Source organism: Streptomyces albidus (ex Kaewkla and Franco 2022), assembly GCF_013870515.1.
Taxonomy (GTDB): Bacteria; Actinomycetota; Actinomycetes; order Streptomycetales; family Streptomycetaceae; genus Streptomyces; species Streptomyces albidus.
In genome coordinates, this window is sequence record NZ_JACBXA010000004.1 from 36231 (window position 1) to 50760 (window position 14530).

Annotated in this window: 15 protein-coding genes; 1 reads left to right on the plus strand and 14 read right to left on the minus strand. The window is 69.0% G+C overall.

The window, feature by feature from the left end:
* Window positions 1-2: 2 nt before the first annotated feature.
* From H5J26_RS01690 to H5J26_RS01750, 13 genes are all read right to left on the minus strand, one after another.
* A complete protein-coding gene (locus H5J26_RS01690; protein ID WP_181763829.1) occupies window positions 3-860 on the minus strand; it encodes a tetratricopeptide repeat protein in 858 nt (285 codons plus the stop codon).
* Window positions 857-1708: an NAD(P)H-binding protein gene (locus tag H5J26_RS01695; protein WP_181763830.1), complete on the minus strand. Its 852-nt coding sequence runs from the start codon at window positions 1706-1708 to the stop codon at window positions 857-859. Before H5J26_RS01695 ends, H5J26_RS01690 begins: the two co-directional genes overlap by 4 nt.
* 76 nt (window positions 1709-1784) lie before the next feature.
* Window positions 1785-2414 (minus strand): NAD(P)-dependent oxidoreductase, encoded by a 630-nt coding sequence (locus tag H5J26_RS01700; protein ID WP_181763831.1) that lies wholly within the window; start codon window positions 2412-2414, stop codon window positions 1785-1787.
* A 36-nt stretch (window positions 2415-2450) separates the two neighbouring features.
* Window positions 2451-3887, minus strand: coding sequence for an MFS transporter (locus H5J26_RS01705; protein ID WP_181763832.1), 1437 nt, complete (start codon window positions 3885-3887; stop codon window positions 2451-2453).
* A 178-nt stretch (window positions 3888-4065) separates the two neighbouring features.
* Window positions 4066-4575 (minus strand): hypothetical protein, encoded by a 510-nt coding sequence (locus H5J26_RS01710; RefSeq protein WP_181763833.1) that lies wholly within the window; start codon window positions 4573-4575, stop codon window positions 4066-4068.
* Window positions 4576-4710: 135 nt separating this feature from the next.
* Window positions 4711-5052: an antibiotic biosynthesis monooxygenase family protein gene (locus tag H5J26_RS01715; protein ID WP_181763834.1), complete on the minus strand. Its 342-nt coding sequence runs from the start codon at window positions 5050-5052 to the stop codon at window positions 4711-4713.
* 31 nt (window positions 5053-5083) lie between these two features.
* Window positions 5084-6100 (minus strand): alpha-ketoacid dehydrogenase subunit beta, encoded by a 1017-nt coding sequence (locus H5J26_RS01720; RefSeq protein WP_210770899.1) that lies wholly within the window; start codon window positions 6098-6100, stop codon window positions 5084-5086.
* Window positions 6079-7032, minus strand: coding sequence for a thiamine pyrophosphate-dependent dehydrogenase E1 component subunit alpha (locus H5J26_RS01725; protein ID WP_181763836.1), 954 nt, complete (start codon window positions 7030-7032; stop codon window positions 6079-6081). Before H5J26_RS01725 ends, H5J26_RS01720 begins: the two co-directional genes overlap by 22 nt.
* Before the next feature lie 20 nt (window positions 7033-7052).
* Entirely contained in the window at window positions 7053-8090 is a 1038-nt protein-coding gene (locus H5J26_RS01730; RefSeq protein WP_210770900.1) for a class I SAM-dependent methyltransferase, read from the minus strand.
* The gene (locus H5J26_RS01735; protein ID WP_181763837.1) at window positions 8080-9243 is read right to left on the minus strand and encodes a 2-oxo acid dehydrogenase subunit E2; all 1164 of its coding nucleotides are present in this window, start codon (window positions 9241-9243) and stop codon (window positions 8080-8082) included. The genes H5J26_RS01730 and H5J26_RS01735 overlap by 11 nt, the downstream gene beginning before the upstream one ends.
* A gap of 44 nt (window positions 9244-9287) precedes the next feature.
* Window positions 9288-9620: a TcmI family type II polyketide cyclase gene (locus tag H5J26_RS01740; protein WP_181763838.1), complete on the minus strand. Its 333-nt coding sequence runs from the start codon at window positions 9618-9620 to the stop codon at window positions 9288-9290.
* A gap of 399 nt (window positions 9621-10019) precedes the next feature.
* Complete coding sequence (locus H5J26_RS01745) at window positions 10020-10844, minus strand: AfsR/SARP family transcriptional regulator (protein WP_181763839.1); 825 nt, start codon at window positions 10842-10844, stop codon at window positions 10020-10022.
* Window positions 10845-11219: 375 nt separating this feature from the next.
* Window positions 11220-12239, minus strand: coding sequence for a helix-turn-helix domain-containing protein (locus H5J26_RS01750; RefSeq protein ID WP_181763840.1), 1020 nt, complete (start codon window positions 12237-12239; stop codon window positions 11220-11222).
* A 489-nt stretch (window positions 12240-12728) separates the two neighbouring features.
* Here H5J26_RS01750 and H5J26_RS01755 point away from each other — a divergent pair, with 489 nt between their 5' ends.
* Window positions 12729-13340, plus strand: coding sequence for a TetR/AcrR family transcriptional regulator (locus tag H5J26_RS01755; RefSeq protein ID WP_181763841.1), 612 nt, complete (start codon window positions 12729-12731; stop codon window positions 13338-13340).
* A 133-nt stretch (window positions 13341-13473) separates the two neighbouring features.
* On the opposite strand, the gene H5J26_RS01760 is transcribed toward H5J26_RS01755, so the two are convergent.
* A complete protein-coding gene (locus H5J26_RS01760) occupies window positions 13474-14502 on the minus strand; it encodes a methyltransferase (protein WP_181763842.1) in 1029 nt (342 codons plus the stop codon).
* Window positions 14503-14530 lie beyond the last annotated feature (28 nt).

A 14530-nucleotide genomic window follows, 5' to 3' on the forward strand; every position in this document is an offset into this window, starting at 1 on the left:
CGTCACTTCACCAGGCGTCGCAGAAGGTCACGCCATGCCTCGACGTCTCCGCCGCGCTCCTCGAGCAGCGCGGTCAGATCGTCGAAGTCGCGGTGCAGTGTGGCGGGCAGCGCGTCCGCCGCCGACCGAACCCGGATCAGGCGCTCGTCGTCGGTGTGGCCGGGCAGCAGATGGTCCCGGTAGAGGTCGAACAGGTCCAGCAGGAAGGCGAACCACGGGGGACACTCGGGACCGGCCTCCCCCACGAGCGACGCCCGGAAGCCGTTGTACTCGGGGCTCTCGACGAGCAGCAGGTACTCCAGCAGGTTCGCCGCCGGGAAGGGGTTCTCCGGTGCCCGCAGGACCGCGTCCTCCAGCAGGACGCGTGCCCTCTGCTCCTCGCCGAGCCGGCGCAGCATCAGGGCGTAGCGCTTGATCGTCCACGTGTGACGCGGGTTCCGCTCCAGCACGTCCTCGTAGGCGAGCAGCGCGTCCTCCTCGCGGTGGCACTTCTCCAGGAACCACGCGTGGTGCGAACGGACCCACAGGTCCTCCGACTCGGCACCGCCGAGTGCCCGCTCGTACCACTTCCCCGCCTCCCGCAACCGGCCGTGCCGTTCCAGGACGTACGCGAGATAGCCCGCCCCCGAGTCCCGTTCGGGCCGCAGCGCGAAGGCACGTTCCAGGTGCGTCAGGGCGCGGCCGTGGTCACCGGCCTTGCCGTAGCTCTGCCCCAGCCCGAAGTGGGCCCGTTCCGACTCGGCACGGGCCAGCAGCCACCGGTAGAGCTCAATGGCGAGGCGGTAGGCGCTCTCCTGCCGCAACCGGTCGGCGGTGGCCAGTACCTCCTCGTCGACGGTCCGTTCCGCGAGATCCGTCATCGCGTGTCCCTTCCGAGGAAGTCGTCGGCATGGTCGCGCGCCCACTGCGCGAACGTACGGGCCGGACGGCCCGTCACCTCCTCCACGGTCGGCAGCACCGGGCCCGGGTCGTCGACCTGACGGGCCAGGGCCCCCAGCACCATGTCGGCGAACTCGGGGGCCACCGACCCCGCCATCGCCTCCCGGGCCTGCTCGGGGGTCACCTCCTCGAACCGGATCTCCCTGCCGATCGCCTCACCGATCAGCCGCACCTGCTCGATCTGGGTGAGCAGTTCGGGTCCGGTCAGATCGAGGACCTTGCCCGCGCACTCGTCCCCGAGCAGCGCCTCGGCCGCCACGTCGCCGATGTCCGACTCGTGGATCAGGGCCCGCGCGGACCGCCCGTACGGGGCCCGCACGACGCCCTCGGCGCGGACGGCGTCCCCCCAGCGCCAGAGCGTGTTCGTCGCGAAGCCGGTGGGCCGCACGAAGGTCCAGGTGAACTGCCGCTCGCGCAGGGCCTTTTCGACGGTGAGATGGTGCTGGGCGCTGGGGTTGTTCTCGCCGTCCTCGGTGATGGACATCGACGACAGCAGCGCGACGTGCTCCACTCCCGCCTTCTCCAGTACGCCGGCCACCTCTTCCGCGGTCTCCGGGACGGGGAAGAGGTACACGCGCCGTACGCCGTCGAGGGGGCCTTCCAGCGTCGCCGGACTCGAGAGGTCGCCCCCGCAGATCTCGGCGCCGTCGGGGAGGTCCGCCCCCTCGGGGTTCCGGGTCAGGACGCGGACACGCTCGCCGGCCTCGATGAGCCTTTCGGCCACGCGCCGTCCGACGTGGCCGGTGGCGCCGGTAACCAAGATCGTCACAATGTGCTCCCGATTCTCCCTGGGGCCTGTCTGAGAGGAGCTGTCGGCCGCTCCCCGACTTCGGCTCCGGCAGGGCCTAGTGGGCCTGGCCGACGAAGGTGCCGACCACGCGTTCGTCGTCGAGTACGCGGAGGATCGCGTCGGCGACGTCCCCGCGCACGATGGACCAGCCACCGGGCACGTGCTCGCCGACGGCGAGGCGGTAATTCCCGGTACGGGAACCGTCCTTCATGCGGGCGGGCCGGAGGATCGTCCAGTCCAGGCCGCTCGCGGCGACCTCCCTCTCCATGGCGGCGACGTCGGCGAGGGGCACGCTCAGGGGCAGCCGCAGCAGGCGCTGCACCAGCCTCCGCCCGAGCGAGTCGCCGGCCTCCGCCGTGTGCACCGAGTTGCTGACCGCGACGAGTCTGCGCGTGCCAGTGGCCCGCATGGCCGTGATGATGCTTCTCGTGCCGTCGCGCAGGACGTGCGGCTGACTGCGCGACGTCTTGCCCAGCGCGGTGACCACCGCGTCCGCACCGTCGACGGCCGGTGCCACCGCGTGCGGATCGAAGACGTCCGCCTTCTCGAAGTCGAGCCGCTCGTGCCGGACTTCGAGCCGGGAGGGGTCTCGCACCACGGCCGTGACGTCGTGGCCGGCGTCGAGCGCCTGCCGGATGAGGTGGTGGCCGGTCCTGCCCGTGCCGCCGAATACCGCGAGCTTCATGAGAGTCGACTCCGCTCGGATCGAGGGAACTTGGGCTCAGCTGGTCCGGGCACGCTGCTGCCGGATGGTGAGGAGCACCACCAGGAGCGAGAGCACCCCGATTCCCGCGCCGAGCGTCAGGGCGTTGTCGTACGCGGCGGTCACGACTCCGGGGCTCGGCTTGCCCGGCGAATCGTGGAGCCCGCTTGCGAAGACGGTGACCATCGCGGCCAGACCGAACGAAGTGCCCACCTGCTGACAGGCGTTGAGCACGCCCGTGGCCATGCCCGAGTCCTGCGGCTGGATCCCGGAGAGCGCCGTGATCGTGACCGGCACGACCATGCTGCCGAAGCCGGAGGCGTAGAGGATCAGCGCGGGAAGCATCCGGGTGAGGTAGTCGGAGTCGTACGAGAGGAACGAGGCGTAGAACAGCCCGCTGATGAGCAGCAGCGCGCCCGCGATGAGGATCGGGAGCGGGCCGGTCCTGGCGAGCAGCCTGGAGGCGATCTGCGCTGCGAGCATCACGCACACCGGCGCCGGAAGAAGCGCGAAGCCGGCGGTGAGCGGGTCGTAGTGGAACACGTCCTGGGCGAACTTGCTCAGGAAGTAGTAGAAGCCGATGTTCACGCAGTTGTTGAGCAACTGGACGCCGAACGCGCCGGATCGGGCCCGGTTCACGAACAGCTTGAGCGAGACCAGCGGCTGGGAGTGCGTCGCCTGGACGACGACGAAGCCGACGAGCAGGACCAGGGCGGCGCCGAACGAGATCAGCGTGGGACCCGAGGTCCACCCGCTGCCGGACGCGCTGATCGCTCCGTTGACGAGTGCCGTGGAGCCGCCCGTGACGGTGACGGCGCCGAGCAGGTCCAGCTTGCGCCTGGGCCGGGCGGGCTCGGAGAGCAGCAGCGCCGCACCGGCGAAGATGAGCGCGCCCAGCGGGACGTTGACGAAGAAGGCGGACCGCCATGTCAGGGCGTCCGTGAGGACTCCGCCGGCGATGACTCCGAGCGCGGACGCTCCGCCCGCGGTGGCGCTCATGACGCCGAACGCCCGGTTGCGCCGCGGCCCTTCGGAGAAGTGTGTGGCGACCAGCGCGAAGGCCGTGGGTGAGAGCAGGGCGGCGCCGACGCCCTGCCCGGCCCGGCTCGCGATCAGCGAAGCCTGGTCCTGGGCGAGACCGCCGAAGAGCGAGGCGACCACGAAGACGGCGGTCCCCGTCAGGAAGATCCGTCGTTTGCCGAACAGGTCGCCCAGCCGGCCGCCGAGCAGCAGCAGCCCGCCGAACGTAAGGGTGTAGGCGTTGACCACCCACTGCAGAGCGGCAGGCGAGAAGTTCAGATCCCGCTCGATGCTCGGCACTGCGATGAGGATGATCGTGATGTCCAGGGCGACCAGGAACTGCGCGCCCGCGAGCACCGCGAGCACCATCCCCGGGGAACGCGCTGCGGCCGGGCTCTCCTTCGCCTCGGCCTGCGCCGGATTCGTCGATGTCATCGGAGACTCCCACGTCGAACCAGTTAACAGACGCTTGTGTATTGTATTCGCGTCTTTTAGATACGCAAGCGTATCTAAAAGACCTTCATGTGTGGGTGAACAGCAGGCCAATTCCGGTTCATCGACTGCATCGAGTGACGCCGTCCGACGTCGGACACCCGTTTGGGCTCAGCTGGGCTCAGCGGGACAACGCGCGCAGGCCCGCGTACCAGGTGGCCGTCAGTGCGACCAGCCGCACCTGGTCCAGGCGCACCCGGCGCCGGATCCGCTCACGCACCTGACGGTCGTTCAAGTCGTGTGCGCTGCTCAGCCGGTGAAGCTCCGGGACGAAGTAGGCCGCGGTCGCCGCGCTGGTCACCGCTGCCGTCCCGGAGGCCAGGATCCAGGGCCCGCGCCGGGGGGCCTCGGATCCCACGGCCGCGTACAGGTTGGCGGCCGTCAGCAGCACCGCGGCAGGACTCACGAGCGCCCAGAACTGCTTTCCGGAGGCCATGTGCCCGGACCGTTCCAGAGCCTCCGCCACCTCCTCGGCGTTCGAAGCCTCCGCCCACTGCGGGATGACCACGCGCATCTCGAACCACCCGGCCCCGACCACCAGGCCGGTGACGACCAGGAACGGCCTCAGGAGCCGGTTCTCGGTGGCCGGCGAGAAGCGCCGGAAGACGGTTCGTAGGAGCGTTTTCCGCATGCTGCTGTCCTCAATTCCGGTGGCTGGTGCGGCAGTTCGGCGGCACGAGGGACCGGTACGGCCGCTGCGCCCGGCCCGGCTCCGGTCCGTCTGGCGGTGCGTCAGACGGACCGGGTACCGCGGGATGCGTCCTCGTCACGCCCAGCGCTCCACGTCGCTCTCCGCATCGTGGGTATAGGCCGCCTTGCAGAAGATCGGCTGCGGTTTCGACAGCCGCCGGCACGCGTCGAAGTGCTCCTGGACCTCGGGCTTGCCGTGCATCGCGCGGAAGTCGGCCTCGCTGCGCCATTGCGCGTAGTTGATGACGTACTTGCCGTCGCGGCTCAGGTGCACGTTCGCCGAGATGTAGCCGGGCATCCGCTTGATGATGGCCGTCGCGTCCGTGAGGACCCGGAAGAGTTCCTGCTGGTCCTCCGGTTCCACCGGGAAGACGTTCACCAGGGTGAAGACGTCGTCACCGGCCGAGATGGTCGCCATGCTGCTACCTCCTGATACGGGCCGCCGTCCGCTACCTGGCCAGTGCCTCGCGGACGGTCTTCTCGATGTCCTCCGCCTGGACCAGCACCTCGCGTTCGAGATGAGCGGCGGAGGGGATGACGCTGGAGTCGGAGTGGACGAGCCGGACACGGCCGGACAGGCTCTCCCACATGCGCTCGTAGATCTCCTGGGCCACGTCGGCGCCCCAGGTTCCGCCCGCGACTCCCTCCTCGACGACCACGATCCGCCGGGCGCGCGCGAGCATCCCCTCGACCGGCGAGAGATCCAGCGGGTACAGCCGGGAAGGCACCACGAGCCGGCAGACGGTCTCCGCCTCGAGGAACAGCTTGCGCGCCGCCTGGAGCGCGAGGGGTGCGGTGCCGCCGGTCGCGATGATCACGCAGTCCGCGTCGCCGGAGCCGACCCGCGGCTGCGCCGTGCCGTACTCGCGACGCGCGCCCGCGAAGCCGAACTCGAAGAGGTCGTCCGTTCCCTCGGTCCAGCGACGGGTGCCGTAGAGCGTCTTGTCCTCGAAGTGGATGCACGGCTCACCGCGCCCGACCATCTCCGCGAAGACGTCCGCGCTGTCGTGGAACGGCGTCAGCTCGTACAGCGCCAGGTTCGGCACGCCCATGAAGTGCTTCTGGACGGCCTGGCTGTGCGTGGGCCCGTAGCCGCGATGCCCTCCGACGGGGCACCGGACGACCATCCGCAGTTCCTGGCGCGAGCCGTACATCGACACGGACTTGGCCGCGAAGTTGCACAACTGGTCGAAGGCGAGGAAGGCGAAGTCGCCGAACATGATCTCGGCGAAGACGGTGTTCCCGGTGAGCGCCAGCCCGTTGGCCACCCCGACGAAGCCGCTCTCGCTCAGCGGGGTGCTCAGGACGCGGCCCGGGTACTTCGTGCTCAGCCCCTTGCCGACCTTGAAGGCTCCGCCGTACGGATCGGCGAGGTCCTCACCGATGAGGTACGCCGACTCGTCCTCGGCGAACACCCGGTGCAGCGCGGCGTTGAGGTTCTCCACTACGCGCTCGGAGCGAGGCATGCGTCCCTCCATTCCGACAGGGGGCGCGCGTCGACGTCCCGGGTCACCTGCGACACCCGCTCGCGCAGCCTGGCGTCGGCGCGGGCGAAGCCCTCCGGGAAGCGCCGCCCGTAGACCTCGTACCAGTCCCGCGAACGGGCGTCGGCCAGTTCCTCCTGCGTACGGGTGTCGTCGCCCTTGCTGTGCGGGCCCACCCGCGGCACGGAGAACTCCAGCACGAGCGGCCGGTTCGTGGCCCGCACCTGCTCCACGTCCGCTTCGACGGCCGTCCTGATGTCGTGGACGTCGCACGATTCGATGCGGCGGTAGGCGATGCCCATGCCCGTCACGCGGCCTTCGATGGAGCCCGCCATCTGCAGGGCGGCAGGCGTGGACTGCGCGATCCCGTTGTTCTCGACGGCGACGACCACCGGAACCCGCCACAACTGGGCCATGTTCAGCGCCTCGTAGACGCTGCCCTCGCCCCAGGTGCCGTCGCCGATGTGGACCAGCGCCAGGGAGCCCGGTTCGTGCCGCTTGAGATGCAGTCCCGTGCCGACCGCCACGGGCAGGCTCTCGCCCTGGACGCCCGTGGAGAGGTAGCGCCCGCGCAGGATGTGCTGGCTGCCGCCGACGCCGTCGCAGACGGCGCCCTGCCGGCCCATGATCTCGGCCAGCAGCCCTTCGGGGTCGCGGAACCGGGCGAGATAGTGGCCGTGGCCGCGGTGGTTGCTGAAGACGTAGTCGCCTTCGCCCAGCAACGGGCCGAGAGCGACCGGGACATGCTCCTGGCCGAGGCAGGTGTGGGTCGTGCCGTTCAGTTTTCCCGCCGAGAACAGGTCGAGCAGGCTGAGCTCGAAGTGCCGGATCAGCAGGAGCAGTTCGAGATCGTCGTCAGCGGGCTCGGCCGGCCCGGCGACGCGGGGGGCCGTCGTCGTCGACGCGTCAAGCATGGTCGGTACCTCCACTCGCGTCAGGCGCGGCCTGCGAGCAGGACATGGAAGGGGATGTTCTCGACGGGGTGGATCGAGGGCGCTTCCAGACCCGCAGCCGCGAACATCCGCTCGTAGTCGCGTTCGGAGTGGACCTCACCCTCGGCCGTCCACACGAGCATCAGCACCGAGAAGAGGTGCGGTGCCGGGTCAGTCATCGGCGGTTCGTCGCTCGTGACGAAGCCGACCACTCCGACCTTCCCCCCGGGCTTGAGCGCGGAGGCCGCGCGGCGCAGCAACTCCTGCGCGCGCTCGTCGGAGAAGTGGTGCAGGACGTTGGTGACGAGCACCAGGTCGTACGGTCCGCCGAGGGAGACGTCGAACATGTCGCCGACGATGAACTCCGTCCGGTCCAGCACCCCCATCGACTCGGCGTGCTTCGCGGTCACGTCCAGGACGTTCTTCCAGTCCAGCGACCACACCGCCGCCTGCTCGTAGCGCTGGGCCACGGTGTATCCGTAGACGCCGTGCCCGCAGGCGACGTCGAGCACGTCGAGGCCCTCGCGGTCGCGGGCCCACGGCTCCAGCGCGTCGGCCAGCACCTGGGCGGTCGGCTTGGCGACGTGCGGCGCGTACGCCGCGAAGTCCTCCCAGTAGGAGTACTCGGGGGTCTCCGCGTGCTCGTCGAGGACCGTGCCTCCGTGCCGCACGGCGCCGTCCAGGTTCTTCAGGGCGTCCCACTCGAAGTCGCTCGCGATGACGTGGATCATGTCGCCGGCGTATCCGTCGCTGTCGCGGGCCAGCAGCTCCGCGGCCCCCTCCGTGAGCCGGTACTCGTGCCCGTCGGTGTCGAGCAGATGCAGGGCGGCCAGCGCGTTCAGCAGGATCCGCGTCCCCCTCGGGTCCGAGCCGAGCAGGGCGCTCAGGGACTCCGCGTCCTGCGGTTCCTTGCGGGCCAGTTCGTCGAACACGCCCAGCCGGATACCGGCCTTGAGCACGCTGGTCTCCTTGTAGGCCGACATCATGTACGTCAGCCGGCTGTGCGTCAGGGGCGTGCTTCCCGGTGTGTCAGCCGCCATCACGGCTCTCCTCCGTCCACATGGTCGGCACGGCCGGGTCGTTGCCACGGCAGATCTCGGCGGCCTTCTCGGGGCTCTCGAGCAGTGCCTTCACTGATTTGAGGTAGTGAGCGGCCAGGCGCCCGTTGACCACGCGGTGGTCGTAGGAGAGCCCGACGTTGAAGTAGGGGACCCGGCGGCCCGAGGCCGGGTCGGCTTCGTACTGGGTGCCGCACAGCGAGAGCATGCAGCTCTGCCCCGGCTGCACGAACGGCACCGAGCACGTGAGGTCCGTGTATCCCGCCACCGAGACCGAGAGGTGGGCGCCCGTCAGGTCCCGCGCGCGGAAGTCGCCGGTCAGCGACTTGCGGCGGAACTCTTCGAGTTCGCCCGTGACTTGGCTCAGCGACTTGGTCGCCACGGAGCGCACGACGGGGATGTACAGGCCGTTCCCCGAGTCGATGGTGACGCCGACGTGCACGTCGTCTGCCAGCGCGACGCGCCCCTCGTCGATCCTGCGCGCGTGGATCATCGGGAACTCGGAGGCGAGCCTCCCGGCCGCCAGCACGAGCACCTCCAGGGTGGTGAACACCAGACCGGTCTCGAGCCGTACGGCCTTGCGCTCCTGGGCCAGCACGGTCCCCTTGATCCTCATGAGCGCGAACGCCTGCGGGATCTCACGCATCGACTGCTCGACCGTGGCGGCCACCGCCTGCTGGTGCCGTCCGAGGTCGACGACTCGCTCGCCGTCCTGAGCGGGCCCTGCGGCCAGTTGCTCCACGTCGGCGCGTGTGACGACCGGCTTGCCCAGCGAGGCGACGTCGCTCCGCGAGATGCCGTGCTCCGCCATGAAGGCGGCGGCGGGCTCGGTGACCGTCAACTCCGGTTCGTCGGGCGTCTGTTGCGACGGCGCGGCCGCCGGGGAGGACGACCCGGACTCGGCCGGGTCCAGCAGGCGCCCGAGGACGTCCCCGGGCGCGCACTCCTCGCCCGGCTTGCGCTCCTGGCGCAGCACTCCGGCGGATTCGGCGACGATCTCCTCGACCGCCTTCGCGGTCTCCACCATGGCGACGACGGCGTCGCCCGGCACGTCCTGGCCGTCCTCGAAGAGCCATTCCAGGAACACGTACGAGGCGTCGTTGTTGTTGAGCCGGGGAACCGTGATCTCAGACACCGGGATCCTTTCCGGGAAGGTAGCTGGCCTGCCGGAACCGCCTGTCACCTCCGGTCGGGCATCCAGTCGTAGAAGACCTCGGCGCGCGAGTCCTCCATCTCCGACCAGTTGCTGTCGTAGCGGCTCAGCAGGGTGCCGAGGCGGGTGTTGACCTTCTGGAAGAGCGGGTCCTCGCGTGCCGCGTTCAAGTTCGGCATGAGGTCTCCGTGCGTCTCGATGAGATGCATGTACAGGTCGCGGTAGCGGAACAGGGTCCTACGCGACACACCGAGCTCGATCGGCAGCGGGGTGCGGTCGTGCTCGGCGAAGAGCTCAGCGATCTCGCGGGTGTCCGAGGGGTCGTTGAATCGGTTGACCATCAGGGTCTGGTGCAGCATCAGTTGGTCTCCGCCGTCCGGTAGTCGGGTGTGCTTCCGGCCTTTCCTGTGACGCGGTCTCATCGTGGCGCCCGCCCGTCGACATCCACGTGAGCCTGAGTCGAGGTGTGGACGGGGACGGGCGACGGCGGCCCGGGTCGTTGCCGCAGGGGACGCGGAGGGTTCCGGCACGAACGCGCAAGGCCGCCCGCACGCGTGACGTCACGCGACGGACGGCCCCAGGATTCGACGGAGCGGTACGGGAGTTGCGGCCCCGCGTTCCGCGACGTCGAACAGGTCGTCGACTGGCCGGCGGGCCCTGACCGTCGGCCGTATGTACGGCGAAGCGCTCGGGTCGGCCTTGCCGGCCGACCACCGCGGCTCTCGCCGTCCGGTGTCTGTTCAGCGCCGGGACGAGCCCTATCCGGCTTGCCGGCTGGAGAGTTCGAGAAGTTCGTGTTCGCCCTCGGGCTTCACACGGGGGTCCTCTGCGAGGACGGCCTGCTGCAGGCTCCTCAACTGCTCCGACGGTTCCAGCCCCAGCTCGTCCACGAGGCTGTTGCGCAGGCGCTGGTACGCCTTGAGTGCGTCGGGCACGCGCCCCGAGCGGGCCAGGGCGATCATGAGCTTGCCGTGGAGGCTCTCGTGCAGCGGGTACTCGATGGCCAACGAGGCCAGCTCACCGAGGAGTTCACGGTGTCTGCCCAGCATCAGGTCGGCTTCGATGCGGTCCTCCAGGGCACGCAGCCGCCGCTCCCGCAGTTGTGTGAACTTCGCTTCGATGGCTCCGCCCGTGCGGGCCTCGACAGTTCCCTGCCCGCTCCACAGGTCCAGCGAGGCGTTCAGCAGCCTCACCGCATCCGTGTAGTTGCCCGACGCGAACTCCCGCTCGCCCTCCTGTGCGAGGAGGACGAACTGGCCCAGGTCGAGCTGCCTGCTGTCCGGGACGCAGAAGCTGTAGCCGCAGGGCTCGGTGACGACGCGCTCCCCGCTGACCAGCGCGGGGTCCACCCCCTGTACGCGGGAGATCCACTTGCGGATCTGGAAGATGTAGGTCTGGAGCGTGTTGTACGCGCTGTTGGGAGGGTCCTCGCCCCACAGTTCGTCCAGGAAAACCGATTTCGGCACTGTTTCGTTGACGTTGAGCATGAGAAGCGCGAGCACCGCCCTTGGTTTTGCGGCGGTAAGAGAGAGGTAATGATCGCGCAATTTCACTCCCACCGCGCGGAGCACGGTGTAATGCATGACTTCATTTTCGTTGCTGTTCACGTCTCCTCCGACGGATCGCCAGTGCTGCCGGCACGAGTCCGGCACTGTCATGCTTTCTCGTGCGGAGCCGAAGCGGGAGAAAATCAGGCATGGATTGCCCAGCGGTACTCGTGCGACGGCGTTCTCAATACTCAAGAGGCTTTGACCGAGGGTCAAGGCAAACTGGATGTCACAGTGGGCCATGGCAGGGCGAGCCATTTCCCATGCTGCCAGCTACCATCGGTAACATCGCAAACTCGGGCATTCCTTGCCCATGTCGGCCGAACATGAAATGAGGGCCCAAGAAAAGGTCAAACGCCGGTCAATGAGCGGCTCAGGAATACACCTGCGGAATCCGAAGTGAAATGTGGCTCAGTTCTTCGCGCGTATCGCGCGTGGAGCCTTCGGGAACTCCAGCAGCCCGGCTGCGCGGGCAGCGACGAGGCCCACCTGGAGCACCGCCACCCCCCGGCTCGAGACCGGATGCAGATGGGTCTTCTCCGAGATCCGGCGCAGGCGGTGCACCAGTGTCCGGCGGTGGATGCCCAGCGCATGGGCGGTGCGGCCCCGGTCGAGGTCGAACCGGTAGAGCAGGTCCAGGCTCTCGGTCAGTTCCGGGTACGGGAGGAGCGGTGCGATGACCTCGCACAGCGCGTCGCGCAGGCCCTCGTCCGAGGCGATCGCGCGATCGAGCGGGACCATCTCCTCCGTGATGACCCCGCACGTGCTGGAGTTGCACGCCACGCTCGCGATGCCGCGGGCCCGCTCCAGCGCGTCCGGCACCGCCTCGGGCCCGTCCGCCTGAGCCGTCGCGATGGCCCAGCCGTTCCCCAGCCGCTTGCGCAGGGCCTGGTAGAGGCGATGGACGCGGGTCATCCGGTGCGCGGGAGCGTCGCCGTTCCACTCGGCCGCGTCGGTCACGGCGAGGAAGACGGCCGGCAGGGGCTCGCCGTCGCAGATCATCACCCTGCCCCAGTCCCCGCCGTCCGCGGCCTCCGCGGCGAGCAGGATGTCGTGCCGCATCGCCGGGTCGGCCACGATGGGGACGATGACGACGTAGGAGTAGACGGCCGCGAAATCCGCAGCGACGGCGAGCTCCTTGGTCGCCAGACCCTTGCTCAGCGCCTGGGCGTACTCCCGGCGCACCTTGCGCCCACGGCTCTCGTCGCGCATCGAATCGCACAGCGTCGACTGGACCCGCTCGAGGATGAAGGGCAGCTGCTCCGCCTGCCACCGGGTGAAGTCGGCGAGGTTCGTGAGGTCCCCCGCCTCGGCCACCGCCCACGTCTCGGCCAGCGTGGTGGACCCGACGAACTCGCAGATGGCCATCAGGTCGCTGAAGGAGCAGCCGGACCGCGACAGCTCCAGCATCTTGGAACAGTAGATCTGCATGTCCGAATCCGAGACGCGTTTACCCTCGGACCACAGTTCTAACGACCTGCGGACAATAAAGAGAACCGCCTCGTCGCGCACTTTGCGCACTTTTCGTGACGTGCAGAACGCGGGGAATGCGTCGTCGAGTGCCTCGATGACCTTTTCGCCGGTACGTTCACATCGGCCGCGGAGCCGATGCACCAGCGCCACTCGCGCCGACGAATTCCCCCGTGTCCCCTGTAAAGGGTCTGTACGTGTCATTCGAATTGACTCATCTCGCGCCGCCGTTGACCGCCCACAGCCAGCCAACAGTAGATGAGGCGTACACGGGACGACAACATGAGGAAATCACGCACTCAGATGAGGAATTCATGTGTCCTGCACGGCCATGCATTACGCGGGAGAATACCCGATGAACCGGGAGGATCCATGACGAAAGGGCTTTGTGAATATTCGGAGAATACGGCCCGCCGACCCGCCGCCGCGGCCGCGAGTACGCTGATCCCCGTGAACAGGACGAACGGGAGCGGCCGGCCTGCGCCGACCCGCCGCCGCGGGCGGGCACTCGAGGAAGCGATCTTCACCGCGGCGATGGAAGAACTCGCCGAAGCAGGATACGACGGCGCCACCATCGAGGGCATCGCCGAGCGCGCGCACACCGGGAAGTCCTCAATCTACAGGCGCTGGCAGACCAAGCAGGAGCTGGTCCTCGACGCCCTGCGGGACGCACTGCCCCGCCTCGACGACCCGTTGCCCGACACCGGCTCGCTCCACGGCGACCTGCTGTATCTGCTGACCCGCATGACGATGGTGCTCAACGCGCCTGCGGGCAGAGCACTTCGCGGGGTGATCGTGGACGGGCGGCACCCCGCGCTGGTCTCCGCGATCGACGAGCGCCTGATCCAGCCCAGGATCCAGCTCATCGTCGACGTCATGCGCCGTGCCGCCGACCGCGGAGAGATCAGCTCCGCCGCACCTGTGCTCCTCGCGGGCAGGGTCGGCCCCGCCATGATCATTCAGCAGCAACTGCTGCGCGGATGGCCGCTGTCCGAGGACGGCATCAGGGAAGTGATCGACTACATCATCCTGCCCGCGCTCGGTGCGGGACGTACGGGCTGAGCCGGGTGAGGCGGGGCTTCCAGCATCCGGCCGTACGGCCGCCCGTGCAGGCGCCGCCGCCTCGCCGCCGCTCGGCTCGGCGGCCCGACGACGGCGGAGGCGCGGGGAGTCGCGACGCCGGAAGGGTGAGGGCTTACGACGCCGCGGACGGCTTCGTCGCGAAGACGAGCACGTCCATCCCTCCCACCGGCTCCGACATCTGCACCTCGAAGCCGGCCTCCCGCAGCCAGTCGTGGCATTCGCCGAGCGTGTACTCCCGGCCGCCGTCGGAGGTGAGCAGCATGTTCAGGCTGCCGAGGAGGCTCAGTGCCCGCTCGCTGCGCTCGTCGTCGATCATCCGGTCGTAGACGACGATGCCGCCGCCCGGGTTGGCCGACTCGTACACGGACTCGAGGATCTGCCGCCGCTCCTTCGCTCCGTAGTAGTGAAGGATGTGGCCCAGGATGTGCACGTCGGCCTGCGGCAGCGGATCGTCGAAGAAGTCGCCCGCCCGGAAGCCGACCCGGTCCGCCACGCCGAGCGCCTCGACGTGCTCCTGGAAGAAGGGCTCTATCTGGGGCAGGTCGAAGACGGTGCCGCCGAGGTCCGGGTAGCGGTTCACCAGCGTGGCCGCCAGGTTGCCCCGTGCACCGCCGACGTCCACGAAGGACGTGTACCGCTCCCAGTCGACGAGTTCGGTCAGTTCACGGCTGACCTGTGCGTTCACCGCGTCCATCGCACCGAGGAAGGGGCGCGCCGCGTTCGGGTCCTGGTATCCGTCGAAGAAGCCGCCGCCGGTGGGGACTTGGGGAGCGCCCGTGCGAACCGCATCGGTCAGCTTGCCCCACATGGGCATCAGGTAGTGCTTCGCCATCATCGCGTAGCCGCCCACGTACGTCGGCTCACGCCGGTCCAGATACCGCCGCGCGACGGTGCTGCTGCGGTAGCCCGACTCGTCGCGGTCGAGCAGGTCCAGGGCCACCAGGGCGTCGAGGAAGTCGCGAGCGCCGCGGGGGTCGATCCCCAGTGCCCGCTCGGCCTCCTCCAAGGGCAGGGGCTCGTCCGCGAGTTGGGTGAACACGTCGAGTTCGACGGCGCTGACGAGCGCCTGTGAACCGTAGAAGGCCATGGTGAGCTGAAGCACGGGTGCCGGTGACAGAGCCGCCGTCTTGTCTGCGTGCATGGGGAGTTCTCCTGTCGGTGTCCGTTCG